The 15,806-nt window shown below is 34.0% G+C and carries 14 protein-coding genes and 1 pseudogene; 10 read left to right on the top strand and 5 right to left on the bottom strand.

Translation table 11 applies throughout. The annotated features are described in order from the left end of the window. Positions 1-56: 56 nt before the first annotated feature. Positions 57-1,811, bottom strand: coding sequence for an alpha-glycosidase (locus tag WCV66_RS22260; RefSeq protein WP_338786883.1), 1,755 nt, complete (start codon positions 1,809-1,811; stop codon positions 57-59). A 621-nt stretch (positions 1,812-2,432) separates the two neighbouring features. On the opposite strand from WCV66_RS22260, the gene WCV66_RS22255 reads away from it, so the two are divergent. The 4 genes and pseudogenes from WCV66_RS22255 to WCV66_RS22245 all read left to right on the top strand — a co-directional run bounded on the left by WCV66_RS22255 (position 2,433) and on the right by WCV66_RS22245 (position 6,091). Beyond that, the gene (locus WCV66_RS22255; protein ID WP_338786882.1) at positions 2,433-3,755 is read left to right on the top strand and encodes a maltose ABC transporter substrate-binding protein; all 1,323 of its coding nucleotides are present in this window, start codon (positions 2,433-2,435) and stop codon (positions 3,753-3,755) included. Between the two features lie 496 nt (positions 3,756-4,251). After that, a pseudogene (locus tag WCV66_RS26910) lies at positions 4,252-4,290 on the top strand (hypothetical protein). Between the two features lie 20 nt (positions 4,291-4,310). Then, positions 4,311-5,255, top strand: coding sequence for a carbohydrate ABC transporter permease (locus tag WCV66_RS22250; RefSeq protein WP_413789686.1), 945 nt, complete (start codon positions 4,311-4,313; stop codon positions 5,253-5,255). Next, positions 5,255-6,091, top strand: a complete 837-nt coding sequence (locus WCV66_RS22245; RefSeq protein ID WP_066331699.1) for a sugar ABC transporter permease — start codon at positions 5,255-5,257, stop codon at positions 6,089-6,091. Before WCV66_RS22250 ends, WCV66_RS22245 begins: the two co-directional genes overlap by 1 nt. A gap of 78 nt (positions 6,092-6,169) precedes the next feature. On the opposite strand, the gene WCV66_RS22240 is transcribed toward WCV66_RS22245, so the two are convergent. After that, the gene (locus WCV66_RS22240) at positions 6,170-6,622 is read right to left on the bottom strand and encodes a YndM family protein (RefSeq protein WP_066331465.1); all 453 of its coding nucleotides are present in this window, start codon (positions 6,620-6,622) and stop codon (positions 6,170-6,172) included. Positions 6,623-6,894: 272 nt separating this feature from the next. On the opposite strand from WCV66_RS22240, the gene WCV66_RS22235 reads away from it, so the two are divergent. Then, positions 6,895-7,131 carry a hypothetical protein gene (locus WCV66_RS22235; protein ID WP_338786880.1) on the top strand — a complete coding sequence of 79 codons (237 nt, stop codon included), beginning with the start codon at positions 6,895-6,897 and terminating at the stop codon, positions 7,129-7,131. Here the strand turns inward: WCV66_RS22235 and WCV66_RS22230 are convergent. The 3 genes from WCV66_RS22230 to WCV66_RS22220 are packed head-to-tail and all read right to left on the bottom strand — an operon-like array spanning position 7,124 to position 11,053. Next, positions 7,124-8,224 (bottom strand): endospore germination permease, encoded by a 1,101-nt coding sequence (locus WCV66_RS22230; RefSeq protein WP_338786879.1) that lies wholly within the window; start codon positions 8,222-8,224, stop codon positions 7,124-7,126. The genes WCV66_RS22235 and WCV66_RS22230 overlap by 8 nt on opposite strands. Positions 8,225-8,257: 33 nt before the next feature. After that, the gene (locus tag WCV66_RS22225) at positions 8,258-9,457 is read right to left on the bottom strand and encodes a Ger(x)C family spore germination protein (protein ID WP_338786878.1); all 1,200 of its coding nucleotides are present in this window, start codon (positions 9,455-9,457) and stop codon (positions 8,258-8,260) included. 24 nt (positions 9,458-9,481) lie between these two features. Then, positions 9,482-11,053 carry a spore germination protein gene (locus tag WCV66_RS22220; protein ID WP_338786877.1) on the bottom strand — a complete coding sequence of 524 codons (1,572 nt, stop codon included), beginning with the start codon at positions 11,051-11,053 and terminating at the stop codon, positions 9,482-9,484. 191 nt (positions 11,054-11,244) lie between these two features. Here WCV66_RS22220 and WCV66_RS22215 point away from each other — a divergent pair, with 191 nt between their 5' ends. The 5 genes from WCV66_RS22215 to WCV66_RS22195 all read left to right on the top strand — a co-directional run bounded on the left by WCV66_RS22215 (position 11,245) and on the right by WCV66_RS22195 (position 15,724). Next, positions 11,245-11,643 (top strand): VOC family protein, encoded by a 399-nt coding sequence (locus WCV66_RS22215; RefSeq protein ID WP_338786876.1) that lies wholly within the window; start codon positions 11,245-11,247, stop codon positions 11,641-11,643. A gap of 79 nt (positions 11,644-11,722) precedes the next feature. Further along, positions 11,723-12,034, top strand: a complete 312-nt coding sequence (locus WCV66_RS22210) for a DUF1806 family protein (protein WP_338786875.1) — start codon at positions 11,723-11,725, stop codon at positions 12,032-12,034. Positions 12,035-12,076: 42 nt separating this feature from the next. Beyond that, positions 12,077-12,769 carry a PIG-L family deacetylase gene (locus tag WCV66_RS22205; RefSeq protein ID WP_338786874.1) on the top strand — a complete coding sequence of 231 codons (693 nt, stop codon included), beginning with the start codon at positions 12,077-12,079 and terminating at the stop codon, positions 12,767-12,769. A 424-nt stretch (positions 12,770-13,193) separates the two neighbouring features. After that, positions 13,194-14,933: a sensor histidine kinase gene (locus WCV66_RS22200; RefSeq protein ID WP_338786873.1), complete on the top strand. Its 1,740-nt coding sequence runs from the start codon at positions 13,194-13,196 to the stop codon at positions 14,931-14,933. Then, the gene (locus WCV66_RS22195) at positions 14,933-15,724 is read left to right on the top strand and encodes a response regulator transcription factor (RefSeq protein WP_338786872.1); all 792 of its coding nucleotides are present in this window, start codon (positions 14,933-14,935) and stop codon (positions 15,722-15,724) included. The genes WCV66_RS22200 and WCV66_RS22195 overlap by 1 nt, the downstream gene beginning before the upstream one ends. Positions 15,725-15,806 lie beyond the last annotated feature (82 nt).

The raw sequence follows: 15,806 nt of genomic DNA, 5'->3' as shown, positions 1-15,806 counted from the left end.
TTAGAATTTAAATTAAAAAGACAGATAAGTAGAAACTCTGTCTTTTTGCTGTATAATTAATTTTTCACTAGAATAATTGAGAATCCATAAGGTGTAAGTTCAATTTTAGATGTATCCTTTTGCTTTGAATAGTCCCATAGATTGACAGGTTCTTTATTTGTAAAGTCATATGGAATGTTAACATCAATGTGATCACTTGAGTTATTTATCGTAATAATGATTGTTTCATCAACTGATTGTTTTGAATAAATAACATAGTTTTTATCGGTGTTTGTTTCTAAAAATGTAAATTCTCCCTCATTTCCAAATGCTGTATGTTTATTTCTAAGCGAAATTAATTTTTTTACTATGTTAAAGAGCTCGCTATCCTGTTTACTTTCCTCCCAAATCATGCACTTACGACAACCTGGATCATTTTCCCCTGTTAATCCAATTTCATCTCCGTAATAAATACATGGTGTCCCTATAAAGGAGAGTTGGAACAAGAAAAGTAGCTTTAACTTCTCTTTATTTTCATTACAAATTGTTAAAATTCTTGGAGTGTCATGACTGCCTAATAAATTAAAAGCAGCTTCATTTACATTCCTTGGGTAAGAGGTTAATACCTTTGATAGCTGGTGAGCAAATTCATCTGCATTTATTTTATCTTTTGCAAAATATTCTAATGATGCATTTGTAAACGGATAGTTCATTACAGCATCAAATTGATCCCCTTGAAGCCAAGGCATTGAGTCATGCCATATTTCACCTAGTATATAGACATTAGACTTTATAACTTTTACTGCTCTTCTAAACTCTCTCCAAAACTCGTGATCGACTTCGTTTGCAACATCAAGACGCCAGCCATCGATATCAAATTCTTCTATCCAATATTTTGCTACATGTAAAAGATATTGTTTTACTTCGGGGTGTTCTGTATTTAACTTTGGCATCATGTGGGTAAATGCAAAAGTATCATAATTTGGTTCGGGAAAGGCTTGAACAGGAAATTCTCGTAAATGGAACCATTCCTTGAATTTAGATTTTTCTTGTTTTTCAAGGACATCCTGAAATGCTTCAAAATAAAAACCGCTATGATTAAAAACTGCATCCAACATAACACGAATACCATTTTTATGGCACGTTTCAATTAGCTGTTTAAATGTTTTTTTATCCCCAAATTGCGGATCAATTTCCATATAATCTATCGTGTCATACTTATGATTTGTATTTGCTTTAAAAATGGGTGTTAAGTAAATGCCGGTAATTCCTAGCTTTACTAAATGATTAATATTATTAATGATTCCTTCAAAGTCACCGCCAAAATAAGTGTCGGGTTCAGGGTCAGCACTACCCCAAGGGAGGGTTCCTTTGGGATTTAGTTCTGAATTTCCATTTGCAAATCGTTCAGGGAAAATTTGATACCATACAGTATTTTTTACCCAGCTTGGAGCTTCAAACACATCAACTGAGTTTAAAAATGGAAAACAAAAATAAAATCCAGAATCTCTGGGGTCTTTATCTGAAAAGCCTCTTTCACCATATACAGCTGATTCAGTATTCGAATAAATTTCAAATCCGTAGCGCAAGCGTCTGAATTCTGGCTTTATTTCTGCAAACCAATAATCAAATAAATCATCTGATCCTTCCAGGGTCATTGGTTTAGTAGTGTTAGACCAACCAGCCGCTGTCCATTGGTAAGGATCTCCATGGATTAAAAATACTTTAACCAAATCACCTTTTTTAGAGCGAAGACGAATATGTAACGTCTCTTTGTCATAAGCGTATGCAAAATTATTTTTCGGTCTATGGTATATAGCTTCTTTAAGCAAATTAATTCCCCTTTCGATTTTCCTTTTATAGTGCAAACGTTTGCAACCAAATTGAACTATAACAGGAATACAAAAAAATAAAAAGAGAAAAAATCGACTATTTTTGTAAAATTCCGACTTCCCTCGTGGCCGAAACATCAGTAACGATGATTGTTTTGTGTGAGAATGTAATTTAAGTTAGAGCAAAGTTTATTAAAACTTAGTGTATTTAACGAAAAATAAGAAAAAAGAACTAAATAGTGTGAAAAAGAAAATGAATATTCAAAAAATATTGACAAGGCCAAACTGCCAAAGTAGAATAATGCATAACAAGTGTAAACGTTTGCACATTTTACTTTTCCTAAACACCTTATAAAAGTATATATTTTTAATAGTTATGATGACATTTAAAAGGTTTTGTCGTATTTATTTATGTGATTGAATACAATCGTTTGCACAAAGAATTAAATATTAACAACTTAATAGAATAATAAGATTCATGATATAAAAAATTTTACAAAGTAGTATTCATTTTATTTGTGCAAACGTTTGAATTTTTTGGTTTTCGACAGTTCTATTTTGGTTGTAAGGTGACCAAATGAACGTTGAGATAAATCTACTAATAAAAAAGGGTGGGGAAACATGAAAAAGCTTTTCACTTTATCGATGATTTCTTTATTGATTTTTGTTTTGGCAGCATGTAATAAACCGGGTGCTCCTACAGCTGGAGAAACTTCAAATGAAGCATCTGAAGGAAGTAAAACAAATGAAACTGCTACAGAAGAAATAGTACCTGAAGAAGACGCTAAACTTGTTTTATGGGATAACGGGGATGAAGAAGGTGAATGGGCAAAATATGTTGCCAAGAAATTCACAGAAGAATATGGGGTTCCAGTTAAATATGAAACTGTCTCCCATACTGATGCACCTGGAAAGTTGAAAACAGATGGACCAGCAGGGATAGGTGCAGATGTATTTAATGCAGCACATGATCATGTCGGTGCTATGGTTACCTCAGGACTTATTTATGATAATTATTTTGCAAAAGAATATAAAGAACGCTTTTTGGAAAGTGCGGTTACAGCGGTATCTGCTAAAGATGAAGACGAATTAAAAATGTATGGTTTTCCTTTAAACATCGAAGGAATTGCACTTTATTATAATAAAGATTTATTAGCAGAAATGGGATTTGAGCCAGCAAAAACAATGAATGAATTAATCGAACAATCAAAAGCATTTATGGATAAAAATCCAGGTTCATATGGTTTCATGATCGAACCAGGTAATTTCTACTTAGTTTATGGATTTGTTGGAGGATATAGTGATTTTATTTTTGGTGACAACAACACGGATCCAAGTGAAATTGGATTAAACAACGAAGGATCACTAAAGGCTGCAAGCTTAATGGAACGTATTCGTGATGAAATCTTGCCTATGAAAAAAGAAGATATTACAGGTGATGTTATTACTTCACATTTTAATGAAGGAAAACTATTATATTATTTTTCTGGTCCTTGGGCTGTTAAAGGACACGAAGAAGCTGATGTTAATTTTGGTGTTTCAACATTACCAAAACTCGAAAATGGTGAAGTTCCACAAACCTTCACAGGAACAAAAGGCTATTATGTAAACGCTTATAGTAAATATCCTCAGGCTGCTACTTTATTAGCAAAATTTGCTACAAGTGATGAAATGCTATTAAAACGTTATGAACTTACAGGTCAACTACCTGCATCAAACGGATTAGTCGAGAATGAAACCATTAAGTCAAATGAATTAAATAGTGCATTCTTAGAGCAGGCGAAGTATTCAATTCCAATGCCAAATATTACTGAAATGCAAACTGTCTGGGGTGGAATGGAAGTGGCATATACAGCAATTTGGAATAATGCCGCTGAACCTAAAGCTTCACTTGATAAAGGAGTACAGCAAATAAAAGAAGCAATTGAATCACAAACAAAATAGGAATGCAATGAGAGGGAGACTCGGGTAAACAAGGGTCATATCCATTGAGTCACCCTCTCATTTCCATTAAAAGGAGGGTGAACCATGAGTTCTTTAGCACGTGATCGAAACTATGAACAAAAAATCCGTAAGGAAAGCAATGCTAAAAAAGCAAACAAATCTTTAAAAATACCAACACCACCTAATCGAACTTTTCTAACAAAGCCAAGAATTAGTGCTTTTCTATCTTTAATATTTATGGGGCTTGGCCAGTTGTATAATCGACAAATCGTAAAAGGTTTAATTTATATTGCTTTGGAATTATATCTACTTCTTTTTTGGACTGTTCCTTTTCAATGGGCTATGTGGGGGCTAACAACATTAGGAGAAACTCCACAATCAAGAGATGGATTTAAAATTGTTCAAGGTGATCACTCTATTTTCTTAATGATCGAAGGGATTTTATTTTTAATTTCTTTCTTGCTATTCCTATGGTTCTACTATTTGAACATCCGCGATGCGTATAAGGTTGCGGTAAAGAATGAAAAGGGAATAAAGCCTAACGGAGCAAAAGCGATGTTTAAAAACATATGGGAAAACGGCTTTCCCTATATTTTATTAACTCCGTCTGTCTTGTTTACTTCTTTCTTAACTATTCTTCCCTTGTTATTTGGAATCTTAATTGCTTTTACGAATTACTCAGCACCCAATCATTTACCACCAAAGCATTTAGTTGATTGGGTTGGTTTTGATACATTTATTCAGCTATTTCAAATGAAAACTTGGAGTACAACTTTCTATGGTGTTTTTTCATGGACAGTGGTATGGGCAGTAATATCAACAATTACAACCTTCTTCTTAGGACTAATATTTGCTGTATTACTAAATCAAAAAGGAATAAAATTTAAGAAGTTTTGGCGCAGCATGTTTATCTTACCTTGGGCAATTCCACAATTTGTTTCAATATTAATTATGAGAAATATTTTTAATGGTGAATTTGGTCCATTAAACCGTTATTTAATAGAATTAGGTGTTATTCAAGGAGCAATCCCTTGGCTGTCAGATCCGTTTTTGGCAAAAGTAACGCTAATTGTTGTAAACATGTGGTTTGGCTTTCCCTTCTGGATGGTTTTGATGAGCGGTGTATTAACTAGTATTGATAAAGAAGTATATGAAGCAGCAGAAGTTGACGGTGCGACACAATTTCAAAGGTTTTGGAAAATTACCATGCCATTAATCATGTTTGCTACAGCACCTCTTGCAATCATGTCTTTTGCAGGAAACTTTAACAACTTTAATATTATTTATTTAATGACTGAAGGTGGACCGGTTAACATGGATTATTCGTATGCGGGGTCTACTGATATTTTAATCAGTTGGATTTATAAATTAACACTTGATAATAGTCAATTTGCAGTAGCTTCTGTTGTCTCTATCTTAATCTTTATTGTGATTGCTACTTTCTCAATTATTAACTTTCGAAGAACAAGAGCATTTAAAGAGGAGGATATGATGTCATGATGGATGTTAGTTTAAAAAAGAAACTTAGCCATATAATGATTTATTCAATTTTAACGATTACAACTATCTTAATCCTATATCCTGTTATTTGGATTATTACTGGCTCATTGAACCCAGGTGATTCCTTATTCTCAACACGAATCATACCAGAATCATTATCACTTGCACATTATGAGTATTTATTTAAAGAAACAGATTATTTATTGTGGTATAAAAACACACTTAAAATTGCATTTTGGAATATGGTTTTTTCAACCTTTTTAGTGGTTACTGCAGCATATGCCTTTTCAAGATTTCGTTTTCCAGGTAGAAAGCAAGGGCTAATGACAATGCTTGTTTTGCAAATGTTTCCTGGGTTTATGGGGATGATTGCAATCTACATTCTATTATTGCAAATGAACTTATTAGACAATCATTGGGGGTTAATTCTTGTATATGCAGGTGGATCCATTCCCTTTGGTGCATGGCTTGTTAAGGGGTACTTTGATGGTCTACCCAAAAGTCTTGAGGAAGCAGCAAAAATTGATGGTGCAAGCCATGTGAAGATTTTTTATAAAATCATGATGCCACTTTCAAAACCAGTTTTAGTATTTATTGCAGTAACAAACTTTATCGGACCATGGATGGATTTTATCTTTGCCCAACTAGTCCTAAGATCGAGTGAAAAGAAAACATTGGCTGTTGGCCTATTTGAAATGGTCACAGGACGTGGAAATTCTGAATTTACAAACTTTGCAGCTGGTGCCGTACTAGTTGCTGTACCAATTACAATTTTATTTTTTATCTTCCAAGATCACCTAACTGAAGGACTGAAAGCGGGGGCAAATAAAGGGTAATTGTTTGAGGAGAAATTTTTGGGGACAGTCCCTCAATGCGTTAACGTTGTAACGCAGTGGGGGACTGTCCCCCATTTTTTATTTATCCTTTTTCGTTAAATCTCTAATATCTTCTTCTTCCGCAAATTCCGTACCAAACGCCAGCGTAGGATTCATACCGGTACTTCTTCTTTCAGTCGTTTGTCCAACAGTAATGCGATCCTGTAAAAATAAATGAACAAAAACTTCGGCTACAGTCACGATTGTTGCAGAGATAATACTTCCCCAGCCAATTTGTAGATAATTGTCTAAAAGGATACTCCCGAATATCCACACGCTCAAGTAGGTTAACAAGAAATCTGTAACGGCAGCTGCTCGTTTCCCTAGTTGTGGTAGGATAATTAGCTCACCTAATACATAAGAAGCAATCGTAACAAATAAACTGAAAGTGAGAATATCAACAAACGTCGCGTCAAAGAATAAGTCAAGACCAAGTCCAAAAGCAAGCAAACAGGTCACAAATTTTATAAGTAATATTGTTATTTGTCTCATGATAAAACCTCCCGTTCATAGTTTAGATCAAAATTTGATTGTTCATACATTCCAAGAGACAAATTAGACGAAAGATTAATACGAATCTCTCTCAGTGAGGTAACGAGGAATAATTATTTACACCGATTAGATATATAATCTTTCAAGGTGGAAGCATATTTCCTAATTAAGATACCCTTTAGAATAGCAGGATTTTTGATAATATTGAAATGGCTAAAATGCACCAAGATCACAAATACTATATATACTCTATGGTTAATAAGGAGCTTTATATGAAAATAACAAGTATTATCATTTTATTGTTTTTTTTAAGTGTTGGAACAAATGTTTTTATGGACAAAGGTATCGGTTTGAGTACTTCACAGCTACTAGCCCATCAACTAAGTCCATTTTGGACGATGGGTGTAGGAGAATATTTTATGCTTATATTTCTTTTTGGAATTATAATAGGCCAGCCAATTTATTACAATATTAAAAATAAAGCACGTAATGAAGATGGATCTAATTAAGCTTATTTTTAAATCGATTTCGAACTGTTGCAATGATTAGCAGTATCAATGGGATTATAAAGAAAAATAAGGGATGATAATATCGTAATACATTCCTTGCTTCTTCCATGTATTCTGAAAAATTAGAAGCAATCATCATGGATGAAAAGACGATAATACCACCAATAGGAAATAAAATTTGTTGATGGTTATCCAACTTGAATAGATCAACTACACTAATAACCGTAACATATAAAAATATGGAAGCTTTGAAAAACACCGTTATAAATAGCGTGAAAACAACAATTGCATCAAGCCTTTGAATAAATTCTAAGAGGTTCACCTTGCCAATTGTTGTAAGCGTAGGGAAAGTTGTTCTCTCCATTACGTCTACTCCAAGAACGGCAATATTAATACTTGCTGTCCAACTTAAAACAAGCCCTCCTGCTATCAATGCAGTCAGCCATACTTTTCTTACAGATTCTGGTTTATTTAAATAAGGAAGGATCATGGTAAATACAATTAATTCACCAAATGGAAAAGGGGTTGTATCATGGATAGCTGTTTCGATGATTGGTTTCCAGCCCTCCTCTAGAAAAGGTCGTAAATGAGTTATATTGATACTTCCTGAAACAAGGATGAAAAAGTTTGCTGCAATGCCAAACAAAAGTAAGATGATAATAAATACTTCCGCTGTTCTGCCAAGTACTTCTATACCTAGATAAAGCACATAACAAATCACAAGAACAAATGAAATATGAATAGCTAATAATGGTGTTTCAGTCATTGTCGATGATACGAGCAATTCGCTGAAATCACGAACCTGCCTAGATGTAATGTATAAAAAGTATATGATATACAAAAAACCAACAAACCACCCTATATATTTACCGACTATTTTTTGAGTATATCTAGTAAGTGATAATGTTGGATATTGGAGAAATAACCGATAATAAATAAAGAATATGACAATTCCATTGGACATACCTAAAAGTATGGCTAACCAGGCGTCTTTTTTTGCGCCTATCCCATAACTTACAACTAGGGAAGTACCCATTTCAAACATAAACATCATAGCAAAGAGTTGAATAACACTTAACTTGGCTTTTTCCATATTCCAGAACCCCAATTTCCTAAAAATCTAAGCTTATTTTATATATGATTTTGTGCTCATGCCTGTCCGACGTATGATTGATTGTACAGAAACATTAATTTCTGTTTCAGGAAAGATTTCATCTTCCCATTTGTCTTCTATTTCTTTCCATAGTTGTTTATCTGCAATATTCACGTATTCACTAAAACCAAAAATATCGCTCTTTTCCTCTTGAGCCACTTTTAAAGTTGATATGATTTCTTCCTTTATTTCTTCATTTAACTTCTTTTCAAGCTCTTCAATCGTTTTATTTTTACTTAAATCAATGGAACAAAGATTCTCAGAGACAACTCCTTCAGTTTGAATTGAAACGTTGAGTATTGGTGTTTGGTTTTTTATTCTAACTTTAATGTTTGTTTTTGATGAAATAATCTCAATACCGATTGCTTCTTTTTGCTTCTGACAATTAAGAGTCATAATAGTTCTATTTAATTTATTTTTGATCCAAGTAACACCATGTGCAGCATCTTTTTCAAGCCATTTATCAAGTTTACCTTCTTTCATAATTGCTAAACCACGTGTTTCAATAATTGTTTCAGGAGATATTTGTTGTATATTTGTCCCAGAATTCCCTTTTTCGGCTGAACCATTAATTTGAATGCCTGGAATCGTTAGACTACCATTATTTAATTTTGCAATGACCTCATCAGCGCGTATAGGTAAATACTCTCCCCATATTATTTCAGAGGATTCTAAGCTTGCAACCATTTTTGCAGTTGGAATTGGTATTAATGAAGTCGATATTTTTAAAGCATTTTCCGCTGTATTATCCCTTACAATGACAATTGGAAAAAGTTCACGAAAATAGGCATCACGCTCTATTAGATCCAACAAATCCAAAATTCCTTCTTTCGCTAATTCTTCGCTAATAATCATGATTTGGATGTGAGGGAAAAACAGTTCATTTGGTGCTTTTAATGATACTTTGTGAAATGCTTCTTTCAGAGTACTCCCTGTAGCTGAATATGTTGTAACAGGTGTAGCTTGAACTTTCCCTCCTTGTTGGCCTCCGGCGATCTGAGAAGGATTGATAATTTGAACAGTTGTACGATATCTATCATCGACTGAGTCACTACCTTTATCAATCCCGATCCCCGAAACTATACTAAGATCTTGTAGCTCGGCACTATCCCAGCAGCCTGATAAACAGATAAGTGATAGTGCTAAAACAAACATATAAGGTTTATGTTTCATTAAAATCCCTCTCTGATCCAATGTTTAATTTCTATTTTTTCTCTTTTGACTAATAAGTTGTGGACGCTTGGACATAAAAGGTTTTGGTAAGCGTAAAATCGCATCCTGTTGATCAGTAATAATTAAGGGAGCAAATGGAGCTAAATATGGAATTCCAAATGACCTCAGACTCACTGTATGTGCAACCAATAGTATGACACCTAATCCAATCCCATAAAGTCCAAAGGTACTTGCTAATATCATCATCATAAATCGAAGTAATCGAGTTGCATCTGTTAGTGAATAATGGGGGATTGTAAAGCTGGCAATTGCTGTTGCAGCAACAACAATGACCATCGCACTTGACACAATCCCAGCAGAAACCGCTGCTTCCCCTAATACGAGTGCACCCACAATTGAAACTGCTTGGCCAACAGGTCGAGGCATTCGCACACCAGCTTCACGTAACACTTCAAAAGTAAATTCCATTAGTAGTGCCTCGATAATAATAGGGAAGGGAATAGATTGTCTTTGTGCAGCTATATTAATTAGCAAGGGAGTTGGAATTAATTCAGGGTGAAACGAAACAAATGCAATGAAAAGGGATGGACCAAGTAAAGTGATCAAAAAAGAAACAATTCTAATAAATCTTAAAAACCCAGAAATACTCCAACGTAAATAATAATCTTCTGCTGTTTGAATAAATTGATTCCAGGTTGCTGGAACGATCAAAGGTATCGGTGTTCCATCAACAAAAATAGCCACACGTCCTTCAAGTAAGTTACCTGTAACCACATCAGGACGTTCTGTCACAAAGATTGTAGGCCAGGGAGTGTACACATCATCTGTAATCCATTCTTCAATAGTGTTGGAACCAAGAATTTCATCAACATCAATCTTATCAAGACGTTCTCTTACTTCGTTAAGTAGCTTATCGCTAACAATACCGTTTAAATACATAATGCCAATCTCTGTTTGCGTAATCTTTCCTAGCTTTCTTGTTTCTAGCCATAGATTTGGACTTTTAATTCTCCGACGTACCATGGATGTATTTGTAATAAGAGATTCAGTAAAACTCTCTTTTGGTCCACGAACCGAAGATTCTGCAGTAGGTTCTGATATTGAACGTAACTCTCCACCTTGAGAAGCACAGTTCAAAGCCTCAGATGAACCGTCAACTAGAACAATTGTTTGTCCAGAGAGTAGATTTGAAAGCAAGTTTTTCATATCTGAAACAATTTCAACACTTGTAATTGTAATAATATGATCTTTTATATATGTCCCTAATTTATTTGGTGACAAAGGCTCTTCAAGATTATTGATATTAGTATCATTCATGAGTTTTTCAATAATAAAGTTTCCCATGATTTCCTTATCAATTAATCCGTTTACATAAATAGAAGCAACATTATGTAACAATGGTTTTCCCATACTAAATTCACGAATGATTAAATCACCGCTATTTCCAAAAGCTTGTTTAATGTGTTGAATATTGGTATCAATTGAAGAACTTAGCTCTTCTGGATATTGTGTATTATTTGTATCATCAAAGCTTACCTTTTGTTGCATCTTTTCTTTTTTTTGTATTTTGAATAAACGGTTCCACGCACTTTTCATTTTTTTCAAACACTCCACTTAAAAAACTAATTGAATAATTATCTTATCTTGTCCTTTTTTTGTGTGTTCATACATTTTTTTCCTGTGGGTTATGCTTAATTCTTGAAGAATCCTATATAATGCATAATAGCGTTTTCATCTGCTATAATTAACTAAATTATTTGCATTATTACTAGAAGGAGTTGTCCAAAATGATCAATATAGAAAGCATCCACCATGTTAGTCTTTCAGTGACCGATTTACAGAAGGCAAAACATTTTTATGGTACACTACTAGGTTTCCAAGAATTGGAAAGACCAAATTTTGATTTTCCAGGAGCTTGGTATCAAGTAGGAAACCAACAGCTTCATTTAATTGTTTACAAAGATTCTTCAACGTTACGTACAGAGCAAACGATTAATTCTAAAGATGGACATTTAGCTATACGTGTGAAAGATTATGGTGAAACATTGAACCATTTAAAGGAGTTAGGAATTGAAATAACAGAAAAACCGAATAGTAAAAGTGGCTTTGCGCAAATTTTCTGTATGGATCCCGATTTGAATTTAATTGAGTTTAATGTTGATCAAAAGGATTTTGTCGAAATCTAAAAAACTATAAAGTTGATTATTTCTTAGGGTAAACTTCCTGCTTTTTTCCTTTTACAATTTAGAGTGGAGGTGTTTTACAATGGTACCAATTCATTCTCAATCTCTTTTAGATAAACTCCAACAATGGCTCGGAACAAATATTTATCTTCACATTGAGATAAATCCTGGTGGTTACTTTAGAAATGGAAAAGCTACTTTATCAAATGTACATGTAAAAGGAGATCAATCATTTCGTGTTTTTTTAGAGATGGATCAGCAACAATCAATTATCCATGTTGATGATCTAACCCATATGTCAATATCCGAAGAATTGGTTGTAATCAGTGGTTATGATCATGTTGACCGCCTTGCTCGGACACTTGAAATAAGTTCTAAACCATTTGTAATTTAATCAATAGGCTTCATTAATTTAGGGAAAAGAAGGGGTTTAATGATGGCAACAATCTTGGTAGTGTTTGCTCACCCTGATGATGAGACATTCATATGTGGTGGAACGTTGGCTAAATATGCTTATGATGGTCACCGAGTTGTACTTGTTTGTGCTACAAAAGGGGAAATGGGCAGGAGAATGGGAGTTCCGCCAATTGCAACGAGAGAGAGTATTCCAAAACTACGAGAACAAGAGCTAATTAATGCATGCAAAGCATTACATATCGAGGAGTTACGTTTTTTAGGAATTCGTGATAAATTGCTAGAAATTCATCCATTTGAATCACTCACACAGATAGTTTATGAGCAGATGAATGATGTCAAACCAGATGCTGTGATAACCTTTCATGAAACACTAGGTGGTCACCCTGATCATTGTACAATCGGGCTTGCAACAAAATCAGCATTTGCAAGATATGATAAAATAAATCGGGAAGCAGAACTATACTATGTTTGTTGGTCAAATGTAGCCCAAGATCCAAAAGTCTATGGTTTTTTACCGGATCAAATAACAGAAATCAATGTCAAAAACGAACATTTACATAAGCTGCGTGCATACCGTGCTCATAAGACACAATCTGAAATGGATGCATGGGTGTGGGAGGATGATCAGAAAAGTGTAAGTCACTTTCAATCACATGAATATTTCATCAAAGCGCACGAGCCGTTTATCTTAAACAAGCATTCATTGATTTAGTTAAATAAAAAAGTTGAAAAGGCAAGCGCTTAAAGTGCGCTTGCCTTTTCAACTTCCAACAATGTGAATCAGAGTGTTTTTTAAGAATACTCAACACTTAAGTAATAGATGGAGCTTTAAAAATCCATCTTACCCTATATATTGCTTTACGTAACAAAATTGTTACAGGTAATATCGCAAATGACAAGCTAGGGAATAAGTGAAAAAGTATCATTCTCAAAGTTTCTCCCTCCACATTGCAGTTTTTTGGTGTAATACACCATTTTTAGCTTTTCCTCAACCTATAAATTATGTATCACAACTCAAAACTTATAAACCTATAAGATAACTTAGTGATCTATGTAAAAATAATTATTTTTATGATAATGTATAAAAGCAAGATTCTGAAACTTTTAACTTAGCGTTTTTGAGAGGTTGAACTTATATGAGGTTAAGATTAGGTAAATATAATACATTGCGAAACCAAATTTTATTTGTCTTTTTAAGTGTGATGGTTATTGTCCTTTGTATTGTAGGAATTATGACATATAACATTGTCTCTAGTTTGTTGAAAAATAATGGTGAAAAACAAATTCAACAAACAGCAATCGAAGCAAACGGACGTATGGAGTCACTGTACCAGCAAATTGACATGCTGACAAAGCAAGTTGCAACAAATTCTTATGTTCAACAGCTGCTATTGTCTGAAAAACAAGGTCAATATGCAACTTTTAAAGAGAGACAAGCATTGATGCAAGTAGGAAACACCTTTCAAGTGTATTCAGATGGAATAAATGCATTTGAGCTTTATTCAACAAATTATCGAAAGCTTATTCCATTAGACGAGGATGGATTGTTTCACCGTGTTGATAACAGATGGATTGAAGCAGCAGATCAGGCTGAAGGTAAGTTAGTATGGATTGGAAAGGATCCAAATGAACCTGAATTTTTCCTGGCAATCAGACGTGTTAGTTTAATGGACCGCTGGTTTACAAATGGCGGTTATTTATTAGTGCAAATACACGCAAAATATTTCGAATTCACTGAGACTAGTAAGGATCATGGTGAATATATGATTCTAGTCGATCAAAATAATAAGGCGATTACTTCCAATTATAAAGGTGAAATAGGGCCAATTATCTCTAAAAATGAAACAATGATTTCATTTAATGGAAACGATTACATGTTAGTTAAACAAAAATCTTCGATTACTGGTTGGACGTTACATATTTTAACACCTGTTAGTACCCTAATGGAAGGGATCTCTGTTTTACGTGCAGCCATTATTTTATCAGGCGCATTTGGATTTTTGATTTTTGTAATTTGCTCAGTTTTCCTGTCAACAATGATTGCTAATCCGATCCTAAAATTGACGAAAACAATGAAAAAATCAGAGGGTGGAGAATTAACGTTAAATCCTGAAATCGCCTCAACGATTGAAATTAATGAATTAAATCAAACCTATAATCAATTAGTGGAACATACAAATCATTTAATTCAGGTTGTTTATGAAAAAGAAATCGTCAATAGTCAAGCCGAGTTAAAAGCATTGCAATCACAAATTAATCCACACTTTTTATTTAATACATTAGATGCATTATATTGGTCACTTGATGAAAAGGGCGAAGACGAATTGGCTGATTCGGTTATTGCCATGTCAGAGCTTTTTCGCTACACAATTAGCAGTCATAATCAAGATGAATGGGTTACATTAAAGCAAGAGCTAGAACATGTTGAAATGTATATGCAATTAATGGAAATGAGATTTGGAGAGCGCTTCACTTGGAGTGTTGATATTCCTTCAGACTATGAAAGTGTTAAAATTCCTAAACTAATCATTCAACCAATTGTTGAAAATGCTATTTTACATGGTGTTGGAAATAAACACGGAAAAGGTTTTGTCACGGTAAGTGTAAAACCTTCACCATCTACGAGCAATTTGATCATATTAGTAAAGGATAACGGGCCAGGGATGGACCAGGTAACGATTGATAAGATTATGACAAAAATAGAGGCTGGTAAAGTTACTTCCTTAAAAGGGAATGGGATGGCCATCGCAAACGTTAATAAGCGGTTACAACTATATTATAAAGAGTATGAGATAAGTAGAATTGCTATTAACAGTATAGTTAACGAAGGAACTTGCTTTACATTTGAGGTGCCAATAAATGGGGGTATTTTCTAATGCATAAAAAGACGATTTTAATTGTTGATGATGAACCAAAAACAAGACAAGGGTTGAAAAAGACACTTGAAGGTTGGGCAGATGGGAAATATGAAATTATAAGTTCTGATGGTGCTAGTGCAGCGATAGAAATCCTAAAAGAAAGGAAGATTCATATATTAATAACCGATATTTCTATGCCAGAAATAAGTGGGATTGACATGTTGAAAATCTTAAAAACACAACAACAAAATCCAGTTGTCATTATTATTTCTGCCTATTCGGAATTTAGCTATGCCCAAGAAGCGATCCAATTAGGAGTACTGAATTATCTGCTCAAGCCGTTGAATAAACGTAAATTAATAGAAGCAGTCGAGCAAGCCGTAGAGGTACAGGAAAAGAGAGAAAGAGAAGGTAAGATTCATAAAATCGTAGATGAGCGACTAGTAGATGTGAAGGAAGGCGAACGAAGAGAAGACACACCTATCAAAAGAGCGATGAATTATGTTGATGAATCCTTACATGAACAGCTCTCGTTAAAAGAAGTTGCGAGTTTAGTGCATTTAAATCCAAGTTATTTTAGTGTGTTATTTAAAGAGCAGGCTAAAATGACATTTAGTGAATATGTGACTAGAAGCAGGCTTCAAAAGGCAAAAAATTTATTAATCGTTTCGAACCTATCTGTTACTGATATTGCTGAAGAAGTAGGCTATAGTACCTCAAAATATTTTATTAAGCTTTTTAAAGAGTACGAGGGGCAAACGCCAAGTCAATATCGAAAAACAGCAATCATTAGTGAAACAGAAAACTAAAAAAAGTAGTACTTTCCCCAAACATTGTTACCTTATCGCTAAATTTATCCGATGCTATAATGAGCTTGTAAACGTACAACGA

The sequence above is a fragment of the Metabacillus rhizosphaerae genome (genome assembly GCF_037201795.1).
Lineage (GTDB): Bacteria > Bacillota > Bacilli > Bacillales > Bacillaceae > Metabacillus > Metabacillus rhizosphaerae.
The sequence above is the reverse complement of the archived record's forward strand: the minus strand, read 5'-3'. Positions and strand labels throughout refer to the sequence as shown.